At 39.5% G+C, this 25,133-nt stretch carries 20 protein-coding genes; 18 read left to right on the top strand and 2 right to left on the bottom strand.

The features are described 5' to 3' along the window. Nucleotides 1–58: 58 nt before the first annotated feature. On the bottom strand, nt 59–574 hold the full coding sequence (locus tag G4P69_RS15495; protein ID WP_208345062.1) for a response regulator transcription factor: 516 nt from the start codon (nt 572–574) through the stop codon (nt 59–61). 447 nt (nt 575–1,021) lie between these two features. Beyond that, complete coding sequence (locus G4P69_RS15490) at nt 1,022–1,885, bottom strand: hypothetical protein (RefSeq protein WP_208345063.1); 864 nt, start codon at nt 1,883–1,885, stop codon at nt 1,022–1,024. 389 nt (nt 1,886–2,274) lie between these two features. On the opposite strand from G4P69_RS15490, the gene G4P69_RS15485 reads away from it, so the two are divergent. The 18 genes from G4P69_RS15485 to G4P69_RS15400 all read left to right on the top strand — a co-directional run bounded on the left by G4P69_RS15485 (nt 2,275) and on the right by G4P69_RS15400 (nt 25,108). Further along, the gene (locus tag G4P69_RS15485) at nt 2,275–4,320 is read left to right on the top strand and encodes a nucleoside-diphosphate sugar epimerase/dehydratase (RefSeq protein ID WP_208345064.1); all 2,046 of its coding nucleotides are present in this window, start codon (nt 2,275–2,277) and stop codon (nt 4,318–4,320) included. 78 nt (nt 4,321–4,398) lie between these two features. Continuing rightward, entirely contained in the window at nt 4,399–5,385 is a 987-nt protein-coding gene (locus G4P69_RS15480) for a methyltransferase domain-containing protein (RefSeq protein ID WP_208350511.1), read from the top strand. Between the two features lie 19 nt (nt 5,386–5,404). Then, entirely contained in the window at nt 5,405–6,676 is a 1,272-nt protein-coding gene (locus G4P69_RS15475; protein ID WP_208350509.1) for a lipopolysaccharide biosynthesis protein, read from the top strand. 108 nt (nt 6,677–6,784) lie between these two features. After that, the gene (locus G4P69_RS15470; RefSeq protein WP_208350503.1) at nt 6,785–8,755 is read left to right on the top strand and encodes a glycosyl hydrolase family 28 protein; all 1,971 of its coding nucleotides are present in this window, start codon (nt 6,785–6,787) and stop codon (nt 8,753–8,755) included. 42 nt (nt 8,756–8,797) lie between these two features. Further along, on the top strand, nt 8,798–10,045 hold the full coding sequence (locus G4P69_RS15465) for a glycosyltransferase family 1 protein (RefSeq protein WP_208350502.1): 1,248 nt from the start codon (nt 8,798–8,800) through the stop codon (nt 10,043–10,045). Continuing rightward, nucleotides 10,005–11,501, top strand: a complete 1,497-nt coding sequence (locus G4P69_RS15460) for a hypothetical protein (protein ID WP_208350500.1) — start codon at nt 10,005–10,007, stop codon at nt 11,499–11,501. The genes G4P69_RS15465 and G4P69_RS15460 overlap by 41 nt, the downstream gene beginning before the upstream one ends. Nucleotides 11,502–11,630: 129 nt before the next feature. After that, nucleotides 11,631–12,320 carry a class I SAM-dependent methyltransferase gene (locus tag G4P69_RS15455; RefSeq protein WP_208350497.1) on the top strand — a complete coding sequence of 230 codons (690 nt, stop codon included), beginning with the start codon at nt 11,631–11,633 and terminating at the stop codon, nt 12,318–12,320. 139 nt (nt 12,321–12,459) lie between these two features. Then, nucleotides 12,460–13,662 (top strand): glycosyltransferase family 4 protein, encoded by a 1,203-nt coding sequence (locus G4P69_RS15450; RefSeq protein WP_208350495.1) that lies wholly within the window; start codon nt 12,460–12,462, stop codon nt 13,660–13,662. Further along, nucleotides 13,662–15,614, top strand: coding sequence for an asparagine synthase (glutamine-hydrolyzing) (gene asnB / locus G4P69_RS15445; protein WP_208350493.1), 1,953 nt, complete (start codon nt 13,662–13,664; stop codon nt 15,612–15,614). The genes G4P69_RS15450 and asnB overlap by 1 nt, the downstream gene beginning before the upstream one ends. A 36-nt stretch (nt 15,615–15,650) precedes the next feature. Continuing rightward, nucleotides 15,651–16,601, top strand: coding sequence for an NAD-dependent epimerase/dehydratase family protein (locus G4P69_RS15440; protein WP_208350491.1), 951 nt, complete (start codon nt 15,651–15,653; stop codon nt 16,599–16,601). A gap of 107 nt (nt 16,602–16,708) precedes the next feature. Further along, nucleotides 16,709–17,926, top strand: coding sequence for a glycosyltransferase (locus tag G4P69_RS15435; RefSeq protein WP_208350490.1), 1,218 nt, complete (start codon nt 16,709–16,711; stop codon nt 17,924–17,926). Nucleotides 17,927–18,051: 125 nt separating this feature from the next. Next, nucleotides 18,052–18,699 carry a sugar transferase gene (locus G4P69_RS15430; protein WP_243902969.1) on the top strand — a complete coding sequence of 216 codons (648 nt, stop codon included), beginning with the start codon at nt 18,052–18,054 and terminating at the stop codon, nt 18,697–18,699. A gap of 41 nt (nt 18,700–18,740) precedes the next feature. Further along, nucleotides 18,741–19,490: a PHP domain-containing protein gene (locus tag G4P69_RS15425; RefSeq protein ID WP_243902968.1), complete on the top strand. Its 750-nt coding sequence runs from the start codon at nt 18,741–18,743 to the stop codon at nt 19,488–19,490. Next, on the top strand, nt 19,487–20,491 hold the full coding sequence (locus tag G4P69_RS15420; RefSeq protein WP_208350488.1) for an ATP-grasp domain-containing protein: 1,005 nt from the start codon (nt 19,487–19,489) through the stop codon (nt 20,489–20,491). Before G4P69_RS15425 ends, G4P69_RS15420 begins: the two co-directional genes overlap by 4 nt. Then, nucleotides 20,488–21,552 (top strand): peptidoglycan bridge formation glycyltransferase FemA/FemB family protein, encoded by a 1,065-nt coding sequence (locus tag G4P69_RS15415; RefSeq protein WP_208350487.1) that lies wholly within the window; start codon nt 20,488–20,490, stop codon nt 21,550–21,552. Before G4P69_RS15420 ends, G4P69_RS15415 begins: the two co-directional genes overlap by 4 nt. 15 nt (nt 21,553–21,567) lie before the next feature. Continuing rightward, the gene (locus G4P69_RS15410) at nt 21,568–22,347 is read left to right on the top strand and encodes a class I SAM-dependent methyltransferase (protein WP_208350485.1); all 780 of its coding nucleotides are present in this window, start codon (nt 21,568–21,570) and stop codon (nt 22,345–22,347) included. 23 nt (nt 22,348–22,370) lie between these two features. Further along, nucleotides 22,371–23,924, top strand: coding sequence for a Rieske 2Fe-2S domain-containing protein (locus G4P69_RS15405; protein ID WP_208350483.1), 1,554 nt, complete (start codon nt 22,371–22,373; stop codon nt 23,922–23,924). A 14-nt stretch (nt 23,925–23,938) separates the two neighbouring features. After that, entirely contained in the window at nt 23,939–25,108 is a 1,170-nt protein-coding gene (locus tag G4P69_RS15400; protein WP_208350481.1) for a DegT/DnrJ/EryC1/StrS family aminotransferase, read from the top strand. Nucleotides 25,109–25,133 lie beyond the last annotated feature (25 nt).

Raw genomic sequence — 25,133 nt, 5'->3', positions numbered from 1 at the left:
TACAGTATTAATTACCAAAACATAAAAGAGCTTTGTGTTTCACCGCGATTTGAAGCTTTCAACTATTTACCTGCATGAGCGATGTCGGTGAGACTCCTAACTGGTGCAATCGATTAATCAAAGATGCACATTGATAAACCATCGCTGCACGGCTATCTACATCAAGTTTAATAAAGATACGACGCAGATGAGCAGAGACCGTCCATTCACTAATGTGGAGTTGCTTTGCAACTTGCTTATTTGACCAACCTAATGCAACTAGTGCAGCAATTTGTAGTTCTCGACCTGTTAAACGACTAGTGAGTGTGGAATCTATAACTTCTGAAGGATTGGGAGTCTGGATAACTGCAACCGCGTAAGGATTTCCATTGAATTCAAAATATCCTATAATGGATAAAGATTTGTCTGGATTAGATGTAGCAGAGACAAATTGGTTATTCTTATCTGTAGATTCAGAAACAGAAATGATTAAAAAATGGGAGTTGTTGATAAAAAACTCGCTAACAGGGCTAAAGTCAGAAGTTTGGTTCAGCTGTTTGGTATCTGAAGAAACCGATCTGATGTTCGTCTGCATGATGCTCCCCTGGGAAATGGACTATTAAAAGAGGTTGAGTTTTTTTTACGAAGGTAGCTTGTAAGAATAATCGGCCTGTAATTTTACCGATAATAGGGTTGCTTTATCCAATTTATTGGCAAAGTTACTTAACTTATTGTTACAAGGTTTTCGAGAAATTTAATTTATCTCTACCTTGATCAGAAAACAGACAACATTGTAATCATTACTAGTACAAAAAGGTACTTGCTTTTATTCTACAAGCTTTGTACTTATTCTTTATCTATTTTAGACGCTAGCTTTTTTCTACTCTCCTATATACAGTAAAAATGCATAAAAATGTAAATTATTTTATTTAATAGTTTAAAAAAACATCAATTATGATCATTTTTACAACTAGATTTTAATTGAACCTTGAGTGCTTTATTCGTCAAGATTTTTAAGTTTTGGTAAAATTATTTGGTTAAATTATATTAAGTACCAAAACCCTTTAGTATTTATCCAGGAGTTATCGTAAGATTCTGGAGCATGAACTGATTCGTTAGGAGAGAGTCGGTTCGTCAGAAGTTGTTGTGATTGCTGATGAATTTCAGCCCTGAGAGGGAAGATGAGATGCACAACGGCAAGATGAGCTCCTGCCCATAAAAATTTAGCAGTGTCTGTATCTATCAACAATTGATGTAGGTAGTCTCGTTCCAAAGCAACGACGGAATTTTCAGAGGTAAGGAATTGGCAGGAAATACCCCAACTTTCTAATGTTTGACAAATTTCTGGAGGAAGGTTACGCTCAAAATCTGCGTGGGGTTGGTGAGTTAGAATGAAGGCAGACTCCAAACTTGCTGCTAAAGCTGCCGTATCTCGAAAAGCTAGAGGTAAGAGATAATCTGTAGTTTGAAGCAAATTCAGTTGATCGTTCAGGGTGTTAGCGATCGCTTCCCAGTGCCAGAATATATCTAGGTTTCTATGTTTCGGTAACAAGGATTCTTCGGGAGTATCTCCGAGCCAAAAGAGATTTAGCCCCGCCATATCTCTTTGTAGACGAAACTTCTCCCATTCTTTCAATGACCAGAGTGTCTCTTCCAGTGCGTGACGTTGTTGCTCAGGTGTTTTTTCTGGAGTTAAGCCTCTGGGTGTGATCACTTCAGGTTGTTGTAGGTAAAAGGCTGAGTTCTCAAGGATGTGCCTGAGTTCGCGCACCATCCACAATTCCATCACCTGTCCTAATCGCTTAATTAGAGGGACACCATATCGAGAAAGTACAAGGGTTGGATCAATAACACAAGTACGGGAAGGACGAGGGACGACCGCTATCAAATTTTGTGGTAGGACCATAGAGTTTACATTTCTTAACTATGTTTTAGACCACAGGAGTTCTTCTCCAAGAACAACTATCTATACCAATCCTATTTATTTAAGTAGTCTATATACAAATCGCCAGAAACTCGGTTTCTTGAAGAAACCGAGTTTTTCCGGTTAAAAACAATTAGGACCGCTACATATCCTATACTGACAACATAATAGTTCAGGCGATACTTCCATTAAAGTCACATAAATGAAGTTACATCACCAGACTAGCTCAAATTAACTACTTAAGATGATCGAGACAGAACAGGTGACTTGTAATGCAGATTGAACAGCGATATTACTATAAACAAAGCAACTCTGCTTAATGAAGATAGATTTAGGTCCAATTTACACCATTATTTACGTAATGCCCAGTTATGAATTTCTTATCGTTTGTTTCTGACTGGCTCACCGGAAAATTTTTGAACCCCCTATTGGGTAAATTTCTGCATTTGAGAAATCGGCATTTCTTTATATTTGATACCATTTTTTTCTCAATAGCACCATTATTAGCTCTGAATGTTTATTTAGATGGTAACCTTACCCTAGAAGCGTACAAACCAGAGTTAATCCTCGTGATTCTACTGTTCTTAACAGTCAAATTAACTGTATTTTGGGGTTTCGGTTTTTATAGACATTATTGGCGCTACGCTGATATTGACGATCTAGTATTTATAGCTATGGCCACGATAGCTGGGGTAATCATAGAAAGTCTATTATTTGATACTTTCTATTACATATCTCCTCTAACTAGAAATCAGCTACCACAATCGTTGCCGTTTCTTGACGGATTGATTTCTTGTATTTTCATTGTGGGATTACGTTTCAGTATTGGTGCTATAGAAAGAGTTACTCATAAACCCGGATTATTTCACCCAAGAGAGCGGGTATTGATAGTCGGTGCTGGTAGTGCAGGGGTTTCACTAGTTCAAGAAATCCAGAGAAATCCTCAAATTGGTCTTGAGCCGGTTGGGTTTATTGACGATAATCCCAATAAATTAAACTTACGTATTCGCGGAATTCTTGTAGTTGGCGATCGCTCCAAAATTCCTGAAGTTGTCAAATCTCTACACGTTCATAAAGTGATTATTGCAATGCCAACAGTTTCAGGACAAGTGATTCGGGAAATTGTAGATATTTGCAAAGCAACAGGAATTCAAACAAGTACTTTACCAGGAATACATGAAATCCTCAACTGTCGTGTGCGGGTAGATAGTATTCGGGATGTACGGATTGAAGATTTGCTCAGACGGGAACCAGTACAAACAGATATTGAACGAGTTTTTCGATTTCTCAAAGGGAAGAAAGTATTAATCACAGGTGCTGGCGGCTCAATCGGTAGTGAACTTTGCCGCCAAATTTTTAAATGTTGTCCTGCTCAAATTATATTGATAGGACACGGAGAAAACTCTGTATTTAATATCCAACAAGAACTAGAACAACTAGCCCATATCATCAAAAATGATGACAAAATACAAGATCAGATCCCTCAGATTTTTACCTTTATTGCTGATATTCGTTTTCTGCATCGACTAAAATACGCTTTCGAGCGATTCCAACCAGATGTGATTTTTCATGCGGCGGCTCATAAACATGTCCCTCTCATGGAATTAAATCCACCAGAAGCAATCACCAACAATGTAATAGGAACAAAAAATTTGCTCGACTTGGCACAGGAATATGGTGTGAACAATTTCGTGATGATCTCCACAGATAAAGCCGTTAATCCTACCAATGTCATGGGAGCTAGTAAGAGAGTTGCTGAAATGTTGGTGTTACAAGCTGCAAGACAAAATGGTAAGCCTTACGTCGCTGTACGTTTTGGTAACGTTTTAGGAAGTCGGGGTAGTGTGGTTCCTACCTTCAAAAAACAAATTGCAGTAGGAGGTCCAGTAACAGTTACTCATCCCGATATTTGTCGTTATTTCATGACCATTCCAGAAGCAGTTCAACTAGTTTTACAAGCCTCAGTACTGAGTCGTGGTGGTGAAGTGTTAATGCTGAATATGGGCGAACCGGTCAAAATTGCTGACTTAGCAAAGGAACTTATTCGCCTTTCGGGATACGAAGTAAACAAAGACATTGAAATTGTGTACACAGGGTTACGACCGGGGGAAAAGTTATTTGAGGAGCTATTTATTGCTGGAGAAGAATACGAAACCACAGAACACGAAAAGCTATTTTTAGTGAAAAATGCTAGTCAGATTGTTCCTCAAAATTTAGATATCTTTGTAGAAACATTGTGCCATGCAGCAGGTAAAAATGATGTGAATACTATCCTATTTATCTTAGAACAATTAGTGCCTGGCTATAGCCCAAAATACTTGCCAAATAATTCAACAGAAAAGGCTAATCAAAAAATGATTTTTGTGGAAAAACAAAATGTAAATGTATTAGCCAAAATAGAACCGAGAATTGTGTAAACAAACTAATGGACTTGAAGACAATACTAAGCTGAAAATATCGGATCTATAACATTTGTCTTAGAAAAGGAGATATTTATGCAAGTTCAAATCAATCAATCTAGTAAACCTCAAATTAAACTATCTAAAAGAGTTCAAGAAATCCTAGTTTGTCCCATCTGTCATAATCATCTAGATTTGGGTAGAGAGGACTGCAATTGTACAGAATGCAAAGCTATTTTTCCTATCAACAATGGTATACCAATATTAATTGATGAAAATTCAAGTATATTTTCTGTTAAGGATTTTCTATATCATCGCAATACTACCTTTAATTTATCTCGTAAAAATAAATTCATAGAATTTCTTAACCGTTTAATTCCAAGCATTAGTATCAATATCAAAACTACAGAAAATTATCATCGGTTAATAAAGCTCTTACTTGCACGCTCAACAAACCCAAAAGTCCTAGTTGTTGGTGGGAGTATATTGGGTAAAGGAACAGAAGTTATTGTCAAAGATCCTGATATTGAATTAGTGGAAACTGATGTTTCTTTTGGTCCTCGTACAACCTTAATATGTGATGGCCATAGCCTACCTTTTGCTGACAATTCATTTGATGGTGTGATTATACAAGCGGTACTTGAACATGTCATCGAACCGTCGCGGTGTGTAGAGGAAATTTATAGAGTACTAAAAGATGATGGCCTAGTCTATGCAGAAACGCCATTTATGCAGCAAGTTCACGCAGGATGCTATGACTTTACTCGATTTACTCACTTGGGTCATCGGCGTCTATTTAGAAAATTTGAGGAAATTGATAGTGGCGCAACATGTGGGCCAGGAATGGCATTGGCCTGGGCTTATAACTATTTGCTGTTGAGTTTTACGACATCAAAATTTTTGAGAAAGCTGATTGGATTATTTGTCAGGCTAACAGTATTTCCTTTAAAGTATCTTGATTACTTATTGATTAATCGCCCAGGTACTCTTGATGCTGCGTCAGCATATTACTTCATTGGCAAGAAAAGCGATCAAATTCTTTCAGATAAAAAATTGGTGAATTTGTACAAAGGTGTTTGCTAAAAATAGGAAATTTTAACCAATGCCCCCTACTAAACCACTAACACTACGTCACAATTTTTTTTGGACTTTTATTGGTAATGCTGTCTATGCAGGATGCCAATGGGGGATGCTGATGGTGCTAGCGAAACTCGGCAGTCCTGAAATGGTTGGGAAGTTCACTTTGGGGCTGGCTGTCACAGCACCCATAATTATGTTTACTAATTTGCAATTACGAACTGTCCAAGCAACAGACACTAAACGACAGTATCTTTTTAGCGATTATCTTGGGTTGAGGCTGTGCGGAACAGGATTAGCAATGTTGATCATTGCAGCAATTATTGCGATCTCTGGATATGGATGGGAGACTTCGCTAGTTATTTTGGTGATGGGTTTAGCAAAGGCATTTGAGTCTATTAGTGATGTATTTTATGGGCTAATCCAGCAAAACGAACAGATGGATCGCATTGCTATATCGTTGATGATTAAAGGTCCTCTATCATTGTTGCTATTAGGTTTAGGAATTTACCTATCAGGTAGTGTCATTTGGGGTGTAGTGGGGTTAGCTGTTGCATGGGCTATAGTTTTGGTTGGTTACGACTTTCACAGTGGTGCATTAATGCTAAACCAGGTAGCAAAACTGCAACCTCGTTGGCAGCCGAAAAAGCTAGTCAACCTTCTATGGCTCTCTTTGCCTCTGGGATTTGTGATGATGCTAATCTCACTTAATACTAACATCCCTCGTTATTTTATTGAGCGGTATTTGGGCGAGCGAGAATTGGGTATTTTTGCGGCTTTAGCCTACTTGATAGTGGCAGGAAATATAGTAGTCGATGCGCTAGGACAGTCAGCTAGTCATAGGCTAGCTAAATATTATGCAACGGGAAACAATATCGCCTTCCGTATTCTCCTGCTTAAGCTAGTAGGAATTGGTGCTTTATTAGGTGGGATTGGTGTTTTGGTATCTGTCGTTGCTGGACCACAGATTTTGACTCTTTTGTATAGACCTGAGTATGCTCAACGGGCAGATTTATTTGTCTGGTTGATGATAGTAGCGGTAATTAGTTATGTGTCTTCTTTCCTAGGGTATGGAATGACATCGGCTAGATACTTCTTTATCCAAATGCCTTTGTTTACAATAGTTACAAGTATATCGGCTATAGCTTGTTTCTGGTTAATTCCTAGCATGGGACTCTTAGGAGTGGTAATTGCACTGTTAATAGGCACATTTGTCCAGGCTGTAATTAGTGTAGGAGTTGTTGTACATGCAATACACAAGCTCAAAATATCAACAACTAAGCAGTCATCATTATGAAAAAAAATCAAAATTTTATGTGAATTGAAATTACAATCAACTACCAAAAATGTAAAAAAAAGAGCTTTGTTTAACAGGAAAGCCCTAATATTATAAAAGTAATTATTTATGCGCCATATCAACTTTAAAAATATCGGAAAACACAATCACAGTCGTAGATTAGCTAAAACTAAGTTCGTTTTGTTTCTGCTAATATTCTTAGTCCTAACACTGACACTGGTTGTTAAAGCTTCGTTTGTAGTCAGCCAAGATAGAGTTTTAGAAGTGTTCCCTACACCTAAGACTGCTCAAAAAAGTAGCACTTATGCTGTTACTGTTAACGGTAAGCCTGTATTTGTGCATAAATACAACTCCATCAATTACGTTCATTTTGCCTTTGCTGGCATTGCTGAACTGGAAGTTAGCTATAAAGACCGGATAAAATCATACACTCTGAGTCCTAAAAGCATCAACATTCCATCTCGCAAAAACGGCAAAATAATTTCCTTCTCCCTAAATGTCCCTAGAAAACTTATTCTTCATAAAGTCAATGAACTGGATGAACAGTTATATATTCTGGCAGACCCTTTGGAAGACAACTCGCCGAAATTAAGTGATGATAACGTCACCAACCTCCTGAAATACGGTGTAGATAGCACTGGTACAAACGATGTTACTGACAAGATTCAACAAGCCATCAACGAAGTTTCTGCTCGTAAAGGAGTGCTTTATATTCCACCAGGAGTTTATAAAACTAAGCAACTAAACTTGAAAAGTAACATGACTCTATATCTAGCAGAAGGATCTGTACTAGAAGCCACTAAAGAGATAAATCCTTCCTATGGTCAAGGAGTTCTACAACTCGAGAACGTCAGTAATGTGAAAATCATGGGACGTGGAGTCCTCAAAGGCAATGGGTCCTATTGGCGACCAAGAGGAGGATGGTACAGCTTGATCAAAATGTTAAATACTAATAATGTACTTTTACAAGACATCATTATTCTGGATTCACTTATTAACAATGTTTGGATCCAATATTCAGAAAATATTATTGTATATAACGTCAAAATTTTAACAGATCCGAAACCAACTTGGTTCAATGCGGATGGTTTTGATTTCTGGTCTTCAAGAAACATTACTGTTGATAATGTTCTTTACAAGAGTACGGATGATGCTACGTCTCAGGGTGGCGACAAGAAGGGTATTATACAAAATAATGAAAATATTAATGTTAGAAACTCCGTCTTTTATTCTGATAGTAGCGGTAGTAGCGGTTTTACAATTGGTGCAAGTACTAATCAGGACTTTGTCAGAAATATTAATTTTGAAAATGTAGATCTGGTTTACACGAATAGTATCGCAAACTTTTGGGCAGTGACAAGAGCTACCTATGATAATATTTACTTTAAAAACATACGTGTAGAGGACATTCTTCGTCAACCCACCAGTCCTGATGATTCTGCTGCTTTATTTCACTTCCAGATAAAGTTAGTAAGCCCCCAATGGGAACCTACATCATCTCCTAACAACTTGGGTCGGATCACAAATGTATATCTTCAAAACCTGATGGTAGACAATAAAGGTAAAAAAGAGTCTATTTTTCAAGGCTATGATTCACAACGAGATATCAGCAACATCACTTTTGATAATTTCTTTCTTCAAGGAAAGCTAGTGACTACACCTAAGGACGGCTTCTTCAATTTAATGCCCAGTTACAAAGATAGTAAACCCTATGTAAAATTAAACTTTACCAAAAGTAATCCCACAACTGTGAATATTACAGCAAACAAGATGTATGTATCTAAAATAGGGGATATTGGTGAATTTCTCGTAACTCGTACAGGTGACAAGAATAAAGCTTTAAAGATAAATTACAGTATTAAGGGAACTGCTGTAAGTGGAAGTGATTATAAAAAAATTTCTAATTCTGTGACAATTCCTGCTGGTGCGGCTTCTACAAAAATCTCAATTCAACCTATACAAAATCACAAAAATAAAGGACTAAAGACAGTTTTTATAAGTTTAGATAATCTGCCTAACAGCACTCAATATATGCTTGGACCCAACTTCCATGCAGTGGTCAACATTGGACAGTTATGAAATTTGTAAGTAGTGAATTTTTTAGTGGGTGAGATAGATAACATGCTTCAGCAACTTAATAGGTATATAAAGGAAAATAGAAACACGCCATTGAAAAATCAGGAACACCTGCGTATCCTCCATGTTGTTGGCGGGATGAATCGGGGTGGGATCGAAACCTGGTTAATGCACATCCTGCGCCATATTGACCGCGATCGCTTTCAAATGGATTTCGTGGTTCATACTACTGTAGCTTGTGCTTACGATGAAGAAATTCTCTCTCTAGGCAGTCAAATTATCCCATGCTTAAAGCCATCACAACCTTGGTTGTATGCTCTTAATTTCCGGCAGATTTTGCGTGAATATGGCCCTTACCACATTGTCCACAGCCATGTTCATCATTTCAATGGTTATGTCCTACATCTTGCCCAACAAGCAGGTGTCCCAATCCGCATTGCCCACAGCCATCTAGATAGCTCAGCGTTGGAAGCAGACAGAGAGTGGTATCGCCACTTATATCTAACTTTAATGAAATCTTTGATTGCTCGTTATGCTATCCTTGGTTTAGGATGTAGCCAAGTTGCGAACGCAGATTTATTTGGTGTCAACTGGAAAACCGATCCCCGATGGCAAGTTCTTTACTATGGCATTAATCTTACTCCTTTCCAGGAGCCTATTGATGCAATTAAAGTTCGTTCTGAATTTAACCTTCCTGTAGATGCCTTTGTGATTGGTCATGTTGGCCGCTTTGATCCACAAAAGAACCATCAATTTCTCCTAAAAATTTTTGCTGAGGTTGCAAGACTCGTACCGTCAGCGTACCTTTTGTTGGTCGGTGAGGGCGTTCTCCAACCAAAAATAAAACAACAAGCCTGGGAAATCGGTATTTCCGATAGGGTTATCTTTGCAGGTAGTCGCTCTGATGTTCCCAGACTTATGCGGGGTGCGATGGATCTATTCCTCTTTCCCTCCCTCTGTGAAGGATTGGGCTTGGTCTTAATTGAAGCCCAAGCAGCAGGGTTATCCTGTATCTTTTCTGATGTAGTTCCAAAAGAAGCAGATGTGGTCAAGCCGCTTTTGAAGCGACTATCTCTATCACAGCCAATTTCAGAATGGGCGAATGAGCTTTTAGCTTGGCAGAATCGAAAACCTAAAAATTTTCAAACTGACGCTTTTAAACTTGTAGAAGCTAGCCCTTTCAATATTGAAACTTCGGTGAAGCAGTTGGAGAAGCTTTATCAAGCCCAGTTCGCCAAAAAGAAGTCTTCCGATGATTCAGAAAAACGTTTACTCCAAAATTTATTTAGATAGTGCCATTATCTCCGTTTTTGTATGCTGCCTAATAGTATTGTGGTGTCTTCAAACCTCAAATCAGTTCGAGCATTGGTTTCTGATTCCCATCACATTAAGTGGGATTGTGATTGGTATCGATACTGTTAACTGGTTTCGCGGTCGCCTAAATATTTTTGATCCAGTTGGAATTATAGGTATACTAGGTTTCCATTTCTTCTTCTTAGCACCCATATTTCATGTTAGTTGGGACAGTTGGTTAGAGCCTTGGTATCAGTATCCTCCAGACTGGCGACCCTGGTTAGGTGGTATGGCAATTCTAAATTTATTGGGTCTTTTTGTATATCGCTTTTGTAGAAATTTACTGGTAAAAAAGCCAAATAATCAGTCGGGGCAGAACTTATGGCTTATCGAACCAAAGCGATTTCGCTGGATTGTCAGCTTTGCTATGATGCTTTCTGCTGTACTTCAACTCAAAGTCTATCAAGAGTTTGGCGGAATCATGAGCTATATTGCCTCAGCCACTGATGTGGAGGAATTAACTAAATTTGAGGGTATGGGAGTTGTATTTCTTTTTTCAGAAAGTTTCCCAATTCTGGCAATGATGGCATTCACTGTCTATGCGCGAGGAAATAAACGGCTGCAAACTTGGCCAGTATTGATCGTAGTTTTGCTGCTATTTCTAGTACTGCAGATATTTTTTGGTGGTCTTCGGGGGAGCCGTTCTAACACAATCTGGGCTTTGTTTTGGGTAACAGGTATGATTCATTTCATGATTCGTCCAATTACTAAAAAAGAAATTGCTATTGGATTAGTTTTTCTTCTCTTCTTTATGTACTTATATGGTTTCTATAAATCCGGAGGTGTGGATGGACTCAAGACTGCTTTAGACACTCAGCAATCTCGCACTGAGTTGGAAGATAAGTCGGGGCGAACGTGGCAAAACTTAATTCTAGCAGACCTTGGACGCAGTGATGTTCAAGCTTATATGCTGTACAAACTTATGCTTTCTAATACTGACTACGAATATGCGTGGGGCAGAACTTATACAGCAGCAATAGCTACCTTATTACCTGGAGGAATTTTGCCACAGAAGCCGCCTCAAACTTCTAAGGAAAGTACAGAACTTTTATTTGGGAGAGGTTCTTTCAATACCGGAGAATGGGTGTCTTCAAAAGTACATGGTATGACAGGCGAACTTATGCTTAACTTTGGACCTTTTGTTGTGCCTTTAGCATTCATCCCGCTAGGGATTCTGGTCGGCTGGGTTCATCGCTGTTTGTTTACTTGGAAATTTTTAGATAGTCGCTTAATTCTGTTACCTATGTTGGTCAATTTATGTTTTGTAGTTCTCGTCAGTGACCTTTATCTCGATATCTTTTTTTTGATGAAAAATAGTGGTCTTCCTACTCTAGTTATTTTGTTTAGTTCTCAAAAAAATGTGTCACCACAAATTTCTAACGATCTGAAAAAGTAGGAAATCAAAAAATGATTTTAAAAATGTAATTTTATTGTAATAACAACTTGTATTCTGTTTAGTGGAGATTTTAATAATTAAATTAAAAAAGCTAACTAGTAATGAAATCTTAGTCAAGAGGTAAACACAATGCAAACAAATCAAAAAGAAAATATACGTCAATACTATATTGGTGAGCGTGGTACAAATTATCATGCTGCAAGACATTCTCGTGATCCATACGTACAAGAAGTCGTGGCAAGAGAGCGTACACGTAAGTTACAACCATTGTTCAAGGCTGATGATACAGTTCTGGAATTTGGAGTTGGTACAGGATTAAATTTGCTGTACCTCCAGTGTCAACGTCGGGTAGGATATGATGTGAGTATTGCTGGACGTGAAATATGCACTTCTGCTGGCATAGAGTTTATTAATGATAATACATCATTAACTGGACAGCAGTTTTCAGTAGTGCTGTGTCATCATGTGCTAGAACATGTTCCTGACCCTTATGATTGTTTGGAAGAGATTTGGCAGCTTCTCCAACCTGGAGGAAAATTGATTCTCTGTGTGCCTTTTGAAATTGATCGTCGTTATCGACATTTCTATACTGGTGATTTGAATCAACATTTATTTTCTTGGAATGCACTAACTCTTGGTAACCTGGTTTCCTCAATTGGTTTTAGTGTAAACTCCGCAAAAGTACATCCATTTGGATATGAACAACGGTTGGCTTTTCTTGCTAAATACGGACTCTCCACCTACCATTTAGGACTGTGGGTAATCAGAAAACTCATTCCAGCAGACGAGATTCTTCTGATTGCGACTAAGAATGAATAAGCAATTTGTGGTATTAATCATCTCCTCCTACTATACCAATCCGGTTTGATGTCTCAACTTACAAAGTAGAGGTAGGTAACTGCTTTGAAGGTAAGTAAACCTGTACAGGCTTTTGTCAAAAATTAAACAACTATTTTAAATGAAAGTTGTAATTACTATTGAACACCGTTTTGACCGCACACCGGATGGTAAAGTGTGGACATATACCACCTGTCCATATTCCTTCTGGAAACGGTATCTAGACGTTTTTGAACACGTGCGTGTGATAGCACGTCTACGAGAAGTTTCTTCCGTACCATCCGACTTTAAACGTGCGGACGGCGAGGGAGTTTCGTTTGCATCTGTGCCATACTATATTGGACCCTGGCAATATTTGCAGAGGTTTCACCAGGTCAAACGTGTTGCCAAAAATGCAGTTGGTGCAGAAGATGCCGTGATTCTACGTGTGGGTTCACCGATCGCGGCTTTAATTCAACCCTTCTTACACAGAAGTGGTCATCCCTATGGTGTAGAAGTTGTAGCCGATCCCTATGATGCTTTTGCACCAGGTTCTGTCAAACATCCTTTACGCCCATTTTTTCGTTGGCTATCTCCCCGCCAATTGCAGAATCAGTGTGTGAAGGCTTGTGCAGCTGCTTATGTAACTCAATACGCCCTTCAGCACCGGTATCCCCCAGCAAAAGAAGCTTTTTCAACTCACTATTCAAGTGTTGAATTGCTTGATACAGCTTTTGTATCTTTTGCTCGTTCACCTCAACAGGAGATGAGCAGGTTGACTTTGATTACCGTAGGTACACTAGCTCAACTATATAAAGCTCCAGATATATTGATCAAAGCTGTCGCTGCTTGTGTCAAAGAAGGATTAGATCTTGAGTTAATCTTGATTGGAGATGGCAAGCATCGACCAGAATTGGAGAGGCTAACTAAAAATATAGGTTTAGGAACACGGGTTAATTTTCTGGGTCAATTGCCTGCTGGTGATGCCGTGCGTACTCAGTTGGATCAAGCTGATTTGTTTATCCTACCGTCTTACCAAGAAGGCTTGCCTAGGGCGATGATTGAGGCAATGGCCAGAGGACTGCCATGCATTGGCTCTACTGTCGGTGGAATTCCTGAACTACTACCTCCTGAAGATATGGTACCGCCTGGTGATGTAGTTGCTTTAGCAAACAAGATTCGTGAGGTGGTAAATAACCCAGAGCGGATGGCTCAAATGTCTGCCCGTAACTTGGAAAAAGCAAAAGATTACAGACAAAAAATTCTTCGCGATCGCAGGATTGTCTTCTACCGCTATGTAAGAGAAAAAACAGAACAATATATTTTGCAGGGTAAAGCAATATAATGTGTGGAATTACTGGTTTTTTTGATATTCGTAGGCAAATTGCTACAGAGAGAATTGGGTCTGTCGTAGAACAAATGTCTTTTGCTTTACATGCTCGTGGCCCAGATGATAGCGGTATATGGATAGATACTGAGGCTGGTATTGCTTTGGGACATAGACGACTTGCTATTATTGATATCTCCCCAGAAGGACATCAGCCTATGATTTCTGCTGATGGTCGTTATGTCGTCGTGTTTAACGGTGAAATTTATAACTTTTTAGAATTACGAAGTCAACTAGAAAATTTAGGTCACCGTTTTCGAGGTCATTCCGATACTGAGGTGATGCTAGCAAGCTTTAGCCAGTGGGGCGTGAAGCAGGCGGTTAAGCTATTCAATGGCATGTTTGCCTTTGCTTTATGGGATGTGAGTGAGCGAGTTTTACATTTAGGACGCGATCGCCTAGGTGAAAAACCCTTATACTATGGCTGGTTAGGTAATACTTTTGTGTTTGCCTCAGAATTAAAAGCTCTTAAAGCCCATCCAGATTTTCATCCAGAAATCAACCGTGATGCGTTGGCTTTGTTTCTGCGCCATAACTATATTCCTGCACCTTATTGTATTTACAAAGGACTATATAAATTACCACCAGCAACTCTCTTGAGCTGGAATGGCAAAACTCGTGAGCCTCAGCTTTTCCCCTATTGGTCTGCAAAAGAAATAGTAGAATCAGGTATTACTGATCCGTTCACAGGCTCAGAAGTTGAAGCTGTAGAACAGCTAGAGACTCTACTTAAGAATGCTGTAGCGCTCCGAACAATTGCTGATGTACCTTTAGGAGCGTTTCTCTCAGGAGGGATTGACTCTTCTACAGTTGTAGCCTTAATGCAATCTCAAAGTAGTCAATCAGTAAAAACCTTTACTATCGGTTTCTATGAAGACAAATATAATGAAGCCCAGCACGCTTTAGCAGTGGCACGTTACTTGGGTACAGACCATACAGAACTTTACATTACTGCAAAACAGGCGCTTCAAGTCATTCCTAGACTACCAACTTTATATGATGAGCCTTTCTCCGATCCGTCGCAAATTCCCACCTTTTTAGTATCTCAGCTCGCTAGACAACATGTAACAGTCAGTCTTAGTGGGGATGCTGGCGATGAATTGTTTGGTGGATACAAACGCTATTGGTTGTGTCGTAATATTTGGCAAAAAGTTGGCTGGATGCCTCGAATAATGCGCCATATTGCTGCTCATACCTTGAGGAGTGTATCTCCAAAGACTTGGGATCTTGGTTTTGAAACCTTGAGTACTCTACTGCCAAGGAAACTCAAACAGCCAGGCAATTATGGAGATAAATTACATACATTGTCAGAAATTTTAACGGTTCCTAATTCGGAAACGATGTATGCTAATCTTATGTCACACTGGAAGAACCCAGAGCAAGTAGTTATCGGTTGCTCTGAACTGGTGAAGGCTTTCAACAACTACCAATCTTGGTCAAATTTGCCAGAATTCAGTCAATGGATGATGTACCAAGATATGGTGTCATACTTACCAGACGACATCCTGGTCAAAGTGGATCGTTCCACTATGGGTGTAAGCTTGGAAGGGCGAATCCCATTCTTAGATCATCGTGTAGTTGAATTTGCTTGGCGCTTACCACTATCGATGAAAATCCGTAACAATCAAGGTAAGTGGCTATTGCGTCAAGTTTTGTACAAATATGTACCACAAGAACTTATAGAGCGTCCCAAGATGGGTTTTAGCATACCCCTCGATAGCTGGTTGCGCGGTTCGTTGCGTGAGTGGGCAGAAGATTTACTCAATGAAAACAGCTTACATCAACAAGGGTTCTTAAATCCCAAATTAATTCGCCAGAAATGGACAGAACATCTAACCGGGGTTCGTAACTGGGAGAATCATCTTTGGGATGTACTGATGTTTCAGGCGTGGTTAAACCAGCATTACTAAATATGCATAGACACTTATCAATAAAATTGTAAACTTATGGCTACTAACATTGTAACCGGAGCGGCAGGGTTTATTGGTTCTCACCTTGTAGAAGTGTTATTGAAACAAGGAAAAGAAGTCATCGGCGTTGATGAATTTAACGATTACTACAGTCCTCTCTTAAAGCGCAAGAATATTGCACACTTGTACTCCTCACCCAAATTTAAATTAATTAAAGGAGATATTCAGTTTTTAGACTGGCAGACGCTTTTAGCAGATGCTGAGGTAGTTTACCATCAAGCAGCACAAGCAGGAGTCAGAGCAAGTTGGGGTCAAAGTTTCCGGGCTTACACCGAACGAAATATTAATGCCACACAAGTGTTACTGGAAGCAGCAAAAGATGCCAAAAACCTAAAAAGGTTCGTCTTTGCCTCTACGTCTAGCTTATATGGTGATGCCGAAACTCTACCGACTCATGAGGGTATGTGTCCACAACCGGTTTCTCCTTACGGTATTACTAAGTTAGCAGCTGAGAAGTTATGTGGGCTGTATCACAAAAACTTTGGTGTCCCTTTTGTAGCGTTACGCTATTTCACAGTTTATGGACCCAAACAGCGTCCGGATATGGCATTTCATAAGTTTTTTAAATCAATTTTGCAGAGTCAACCAATTTTCATTTATGGCGATGGATATCAAACGCGAGACTTTACATTTATCAGTGATGTGCTAGCAGCTAATTTAGCCGCTGCTACCGTACCTCAAGCAGTTGGTGAAATTTTCAATATTGGTGGTGGTAGCAGGGTGATGTTATCCGAAGTCCTAGAAATGATGGAGGAAATTGTTGGAACTTCTATACAAAAGAACCACATTAAAAACTCAATGGGAGATGCACGTCACACCGCAGCAGACATATCCAAAGCACAAAAAATTTTAGGCTATCAACCGCTAGTTTCTTTGCGCGAAGGTCTAACTCAAGAATGGCAGTGGATTAGAAATTTGTATACATAACAAATTAGGAAAATTATTTTCCAATTTATTGCCTAATATTTCAATTCATGTGATTCCAACTATTCATTGATATCAATACTGACAGCACTAGAAATTATCGATTAACTATGAAGAAACTTTTAATAGTCGCTACGATTCCACTTACCTTAAGCAGCTTTTTCCCTTACATTACACGCCACTTGCAAGCTAAAGGCTGGCGTGTCGATGGTATGGCAACTGGAATTTCCAGCGACGCTAAATGCTTGGAACTTTTTGATCAAGTTTGGGATGTAGATTGGTCACGGAATCCTCTCAAGCCACAAAATCTTATTGTTGTTCCACAACAAATTCGAGAAGTTTTTGCAAAAGAGGAGTATGACATAGTCAACGTAACCACACCAGTAGCTTCATTTGTAACGCGATATGCTCTTAATGATTTGATAAAGCATTTTAAACTGACAGTCATCTACACTGCTCAAGGGTTCCATTTCTACCGTGGAGCATCAGGAATCAAAAACTCGATTTTTCTCGGACTGGAAAGCTTAGCTAAATCTTGGACAGATTATTTAGTAGTAGTTAATCACGAAGATGAGGAAGCAGCAAAACGTTATCGTCTTGCTCCTATTGAACAGATTCGTTATATCCCAGGAACAGGCTTGAATGTTGAACGTTTTCATCGTCATACCATTGCTGAATCTGAGCTTATTCATCTGCGCGAAGAGTTAAGTTTACCTCCTGATACTCCACTGTTTCTCTCGGTCGCTGAGTTCATTAAACGTAAACATCCTCAAGATGTTTTAAGAGCATTTGCTCGTCTCGGTCGACCGGAAGCATATTTGGCTTTTGCCGGTAATGGACCACTGATGGCTCAAATGCAGCAGTTAGCGTACCAACTGGGCATACAAAATCAAGTTCGCTTTTTGGGGGTACGGCGAGACATTCCCACTTTAATGCGTGCTGCTGTAGCTACTGTGCTTGCCTCTGAACAAGAGGGACTACCAAATTGTGTCATGGAGTCTATGTCTATGCAAACTCCAGTCATCGGCACATCAATTCGAGGAACTCGAGACTTACTAGAAGGAGGTTGTGGTTTGCTCTTTAAAGTGGGAGATATAGAAGCACTAGCAGCAGCTATGGCATGGATTTTAGATAACCCACAAGCAGCTAAATCTATGGGTGAGCGAGGACGAGAACGGATTGCTGATTATGAAGTGCCACGTATTTTAGAGCAATACGAGGCTTTATATGCCGAGGCTATATCGCGTAGAGAGTTTTCTTTTGCAAAGGAATTCAGGAGTCAGAACTCAGAAGGAGCCACTGCGTTGGACGGGTTCCCCGGCTTGTAGCATGTGGCGTTCAGTCCGTACCCCTACGGGGAAGCAAGCTACAAGCAACCTACAGGGTCTTAATGTTTACTGACAAACTCAAATCTTAAAGTTTTGTCATTGATTATACAGGGATGCATCTACCTATGAACGCTAAAGAATTGCAAAATAAAAATTTTGGCTTTAAACCTTACAGAAAATTTATCAAACCTACATGCGATCGCATTGCTTCTGCAATTACCTTGTTAGTTCTGTCTCCTGTGATCCTAATAATTGCGATCGCCATCTACAGCAATATGGGGCATCCAATTTTCTTCTGTCAACGCCGCCCGGGTAAAAACGGTCGTATTTTCACCTTTTATAAATTTCGCACTATGACGAATGACAAAAATCGTGATGGCGCTTTACTAACTGATGAACGGCGCTTAACACCTCTAGGCAAACTTCTCCGACAAACTAGTTTGGATGAACTTCCTCAACTTTGGAATGTACTCAAAGGGGACATGAGTTTTGTTGGACCTCGTCCCTTATTAGTGCAATATTTAGAGCGCTACTCACCTGAACAAGCTCGCCGTCATGAAGTTACACCAGGAATCACAGGTTGGGCTCAAGTTAATGGTCGCAATACAATCCCTTGGGAAGAAAGATTTGCTTTAGATGTTTGGTATGTAGATCATCAATCTCTACAGTTAGATTTGTGGATCATGGTTTTGACAATATGGAAAATCCTCAAACGTGAAGGTATTAACCACCCAGAGGCTGCAACCATGTTTGAATTCAAAGGAAATCGTTAATAATCGTTAATCAAACAGAAAATCAATACACAGGAGGCCATATGATAAGTACAGTGGTTAATCACAATAGTACAGACAAAACCTATCGCTTTAAACGCTTTCTTGACCTTCAATGGTTTGATATTAACTGTGATCTGCACATGCACACATCTCAAACAGATGGGAAGGCTACAATTCCACAAATTCTCCAATTATCTGTAAATCAAGGTTTGAATTGCGTAGCTTTCACAGAGCATGTCCGCAAAGATACAACTTGGTTTTCAGAGTTCGCTCAAGAAGTCAGGTCATATGCAGAGGTTTATCCTCAACTCAAAGTATTAGTAGGTTGTGAAGCTAAGGCACTCAATGCAACTGGTGGATTTGATGTGTCAGAGGAAATTCTTGCTGAGTGCGATTTGGTCTTAGGTAGTGTTCATCGGTTTCCAAATAATCAGGGAGGGTACATCAATGTGTGTGGACTGACCCCAGAGGGATTTGCCCAAATCGAATTTGAGTTAGCTCTCGGTTTACTCAAATATGCCCCCATGAATGTGTTAGCTCATCCTGGTGGGATGTATTCTAGACTTCACGGTGAGTTTCCAGCAGAGTTAATGCGCGAGTTAATGAAGGTTAGTCTAGAGCGAAAAATTGCTATAGAAATTAATACCTCCTACGTCAGGAACCTACCCAATTTCTTGCAATTGTGTGCGGAAGTCAATCCCTTTGTTTCAATTGGTTCAGATGTCCATCGTTTAGAACAACTCGCGAATTGTCGGGATCAATTATATGGTTTAGGAGTCGGAACACGATGAAAGTACTAGTGACTGGAGCGGGTGCTGTATTGGGTCAGGGTATTATCAAGAGCCTACGGATGGCTAGTACTCCTTACCATATCATTGCTGTAGATCCTGATCCTCGTGCTGTAGGGTTGTATTGGGCAGATAGAGCATATTTAGTTCCCTTAGTTGTAGATCCATCGTATTTGGATGTTGTGCGCCGCATTATTGATCGTGAAAGACCTGATGTGGTGTTGATTGGGACAGATATAGAATTGTTAGTTTATGCTCTTCATAAGTCAGATATCGAATCTACTTATCAAACGCGAGTCATTGTTAGCCCACCCCATGTGATTAAGATTGCTGATGATAAATGGTTAACTTATGAGTTTTTAGCAGCGAATGGATTTCCTTGTCCTAAATCTGCTTTACCTGGTGGGGTTTTTGATCTGTTACAGGAATGCGATTTTCCATTAATCGTTAAACCTCGAACTGGTGCTCGTTCTATTGGTGTTCATTTGGTAAAGAATGAGGAGGAATTGCATCAAGCATTAAGCCAAGTGGAAAATCCTGTTATTCAAGAATGTATTGCTAATCCTGAGCAAGAGTATACCAGTGGAGTGGTCCTAGAGGAGGGAGTTGCGAAGGCTGTAGTCACCATGCGCCGTGATTTGCGTGATGGTAATACTTATCGTGCGTATGTGGAACCTGATGCTCCTTTTAACTTCTTGCTAGCAAAGATTGCTGAAAAACTTGGAGGAATTGGTTCTCTCAATTTTCAATTCAGAGTTGATCAAGGACTCCCTAAAATATTTGAGATCAATGCCCGTTTTTCTGGTACTACTCCTTTGCGTGCTCATGCTGGATTCAACGAGGTGGACTACATCGTTCGACATTATGTTCTTGGTGAGCCTATACCAGCACCCGATGTGCGAGCGATCGCTATTTTCAAATATTGGAATGAAATTGTAGTTCAACCAGAACAAATTACCGAATTAGCAAACAATTCAGGACTTTTAGATTCGGTGGTTTTATGAATGCTGAATTCATTCAAGTCTCGAATTATTTGTGGATAGAAACACTACAAAAAACCTGGCATGATATTTATCAATTACCTGATTATTTTGTTTTAGAGGCAACAAGAACAAGAACAATTCCTGAAGCTATTTTGTTGGTTGATGGTAATCGGTTTTTGTTTGTACCCTATTTGCTGCGTAGTTGTGATGACATAGGTGCTAACGAAGAAATTTTTGATGTGGTTTCGCCCTATGGCTACCCAGGAATTTTGTTAAGTGAGGCAGCTATCAGTACACCCGAATTTTTAGATCTTGCGATAAGGGAGTTAAAACATGTATTAAAGGAGAAAGGAATATGTTCGGCTTTTTTTAGACTGCATCCCATAATAAATCAGAATCTTTGTCACAATTTACAAAGTTCGATTTTTACAGTTAATGGGAAAACAGTCTCTGTAAATTTAGAACTTTCTGAGAATCAAATATGGTATCAGACTAAGCCAGATCGCAGAAAAATAATTAATAATTGTAAGCAAATCGGATTAAAAGCAAGGATGGTTATTTTTGCCGAGTACATTGAAGAATTTTCTGCAATTTATACAGAGACAATGGACCGAGTAAGTTCGGCAGACTGGTATTATTCTTTTAATTACCAATATTTCTCAGAAATGAAAGAATTACTAGGAGAAAAACTGTATTTATGTATAGTTGAAATTGACAATCAAATCACTTCTGTAGGCTTGTACACAGAGTATCGTGGGATAGTGCAAAGTCTGTTTCGTGGAACAAGAAACAAGTTTGTTCACTTTTCCCCTAGTTCTTTAGAAATTGATTACGTCAGATGGTGGGCTAAAGAACGTGGGAATAAATTTTTTCACTTAGGAGGTGGAGTTGGAGGTGCCCAAACTAGTCTTTATCATTTCAAAGCTAGTTTCTCTAAACTCCGGCATAGTTTTCTAACAATGCGCCTGATTATAGATCAAGAAAAATATCGTTACTTAGTTGAGCAAAGAGCAAAATTTTTAGATTCTGATACCGAAAAGATTCTTAATTGTGGTTTCTTCCCTGCGTACCGTTATAAATAAGAGGAATTTCTATCCATGGCTAACAGCAATACAATATATACTTCTAGGGAGATGTACAGCAGTGTAGAATTTAATTTTTGGGCATATAAGGAAGAGTCATTATCACCTGACGAAGAATTCTTAATAGAAAAATATTTAGATAAAAATGCAACAACTATTGAAGCTGGAACAGGTGGAGGAAGAATTGTTTCATCATTAGAAAAAATCGGATTTAAACACCTTTACGCCTTTGATTATGTACCGGGATTTATTGAGATAGCAAAAAAGAAAAATATAACAAGACGGATATATTTTGCTATTGAGGATGCAGTTTCATTAACATACAAAGACTGTCAATTCGAGCAATTACTTTATCTCAATCAAATTATTTGTACTATAGTAGATGGAGCCGCAAGGTTAAACGCTTTTAAAGAAGCATATCGTATTTTGAAGAAAGGTGGAACAGCGATATTTTCCTTTCTAAATTTTGACAGCAGAGCAAAAATCCCATTTTACATACCGTATGTAATATATATACATTTATTGAGGAGCCTTACTAATACTCAACGCTCAATTCAATATCTTCCTCAGCTTAAATATGGGGACAAGACTAACTGGCAATCACTGCTTGATAGCCCACCTTATATGTATTGGTATAAGCCAGAAGAAGCATATCAAATTCTCAAAGAAGCAAATTTTGAAATAGTTGCACTTGGTTCTAATTTTCAGATAAATCAAGGAAAAATGCATACTAGCCTTGAAAGTTTCAAACAGGAACCAAATCAGGGAATGTTGTATTTTGTTTGTCAAAAATAATTGAACATATCAGGTAAATAACTATGAAGATTACTTCACTCGGTCACGCAGGTCTAAAGATAGAAACTCAAAATGCGACAATACTTGTCGATCCGTGGCTTTCTCCAGAAGGAGCTTTCTTGGCGTCATGGTTTCAGTACCCTGATAACCATCATTTAATGACACCTTCACTACTGCACCCAACGGCGATCGCAATCTCTCACGAGCATTTAGATCACGTTGACCCTTGGTTCCTCGCCCAAGTCCCAGAAGACATACCTGTTATCATCCCTCATTATCCATCACCGATATTAAGAAAAAAAATTGCCACTGCAGGTATAAAGACAATTATCGAAGTTCCCCAATGGGAATTGGTACAACTCGCAGAGGGGATCAGTTTGTTTTTTGTGTCGGAAGAGTCGCCCATGAACCATGACTCTGCTATGGTAATTGTTGGTGATGGAGAAGTACTGCTTAACCTTAACGATGCGCGGTTGTCTGCAACACAACTTTGCACTATAAGTACCAAAGTGGGTGGAATGATTGATCTGCTAGCAATCCAAGGAGCAGGAGCTTCCTGGTATCCAATGTGCTACGAATACCCTCAAGAGAAACAAACGGAACTCTCTAAGCGAAAGCGTATTGCTAAGCTCAAATACTTGGAGCGGGTACTGACTACTATAGAACCAATAAAAGTTCTTCCATTTGCTGGTCCTCCTTGTTTCTTAGATCCAGATCTGGCGTGGGTAAATACTGAAATGGAAGACGGTATTTTTCCAGATCAGCAGCAAGTTATAGACTGGTTGGCAAAACGGGGAATTCAAAACACCCTGCTTCTATTACCAGGGGATGCTTTTGATATCACCACAAACAAGAAAGAAACAGATCCGATTTGGAGTGAGTTTTCCTTCAGCGACCGCGACTCTTATTTGCAAAAGTATGCTCTCGCAAAAGCTCACGATATTACAGCATTCAAAGCTCGCTATCCTGAACCAACCGAGTCTCTTTGGAAACCATTTCAAAATTATTTCCAACGTCTGTTGGCAATGAGTCCCTACTTTAACAGCAAAATTGGAATGCGAGTAGGTTTTGATATTGTTGGAGCAGGTGGTGGAAAATGGGCGGTGGATTTTCGACCAGGCTTGGAAGCTGTGTTTGAAGAGATGGGGGAATGTAGCTACAGATATCGTTTTGCATCTCGTTGGCTTCTTCCCATTTTAAATGATGAACTGCCTTGGGAAGATTTCTTTCTGTCTGCGCGATTTCAAGCTTGGCGAAACCCAGATACCTACAACGACCATCTTCTGGGATTGCTGAAATTTGCTTGTCCTAATTCTCTCAAAGCTGTAGAAGATTACGAAACTTCTATGAATTCAAACGAGCAAATAACCATTTATTCGGAGGGACATACTTATCAAATACAGCGCTATTGTCCACATGCAGGTCTGGATTTACAAGAGGTAGGAGAGATTTTACCTGGAGGTATACTACGGTGTTTGGGTCATCACTACGAGTTTGATCTAGAAACTGGAAAATGCCTTAATGGGAAATGCAAATCACTCAATAGCCAACCAACTCAAGTACTTCAGACACAATAACTGCAAAAAAAACAATGGATAAACCAATTCTCCTGTCAACACCTCACATGGGCGATCGCGAACTAGAATTTGTTCGAGAAGCCTTTGACACTAACTGGATTGCTCCTGTTGGTCCCCATATACATGCTTTCGAGCAAGAATTTTGCCAAGTGGTTGGTGCAGGTTATGCAGCAGCTCTGAGTTCTGGTACAGCAGCGCTACATTTAGCTTTGCGATTAGTTGGCGTTGAATCTGGGGATGAAGTTTTGTGTTCAACCCTAACATTTGTTGCTAGTACCAACCCAATTATTTATTTAGGAGCAAAACCAGTCTTTATTGATAGCGATCGCGCAACCTGGAACATGAACCCAGACTTGCTTTACAAAGCATTAACTCGCTGCATACAAAAAGGCAATTTGCCTAAAGCCGTTCTACTAGTACATTTGTATGGTCAAAGTGCTGATATCGATCCAATCCTAGAGATATGCAATTACTACGAGATTCCCTTAATTGAAGATGCGGCTGAATCTTTAGGCGCTACCTACAAAGGGCGTTCTCCTGGAACTTTGGGACGCATTGGTATTTACTCCTTTAATGGTAATAAAATTATCACCACCTCTGGCGGCGGGATGTTAGTCTCAAACGAGCCAGAACTAGTTGAAAGAGCTCGTTTCTTAGCAACTCAAGCACGTGATCCCGCACCTCATTACCAACATTCAGAAATAGGCTACAACTATCGTCTCAGTAATGTTTTGGCTGGTATTGGTCGCGGTCAATTACGTGTGTTGAATGACCGAGTAGCAGCTAGACGACGCAACTTTGAAATTTACGCTGCTGCTTTGGGAAATTTGCCAGGAGTAGAATTTATGCCAGAAGCGGCTTTCGGACGTGCTACACGCTGGCTTACTTGCTTGACAATCGACCCTGAATTGTTTGGTGCAGATCGAGAACAAGTCCGTCTAGCACTTGCTAAACAGCAAATTGAAACTCGTCCTGTCTGGAAGCCGTTACACTTACAACCAGTATTTGCGAACTGTGAATGTATTGGCGGCGCAGTAGCAGAAGACTTATTCACACGCGGTCTTTGTTTACCTTCTGGTTCTAATCTTACAACTCAAGACTTAGAACGAGTCATCAGTGCAATTTATGCAGTTCACCAAAACAATAAAAGTAAACATAATTCCCTGGTCATGAGTCATCGCTAACAGAGGGGAAGGCAGAGGGCAGAAG

The organism is Aetokthonos hydrillicola CCALA 1050 (genome assembly GCF_017591665.1).
GTDB lineage: Bacteria > Cyanobacteriota > Cyanobacteriia > Cyanobacteriales > Nostocaceae > Aetokthonos > Aetokthonos hydrillicola.
Note: the sequence above shows the minus strand (reverse complement) of the source record. Positions and strands in the feature narration are given on the sequence as shown.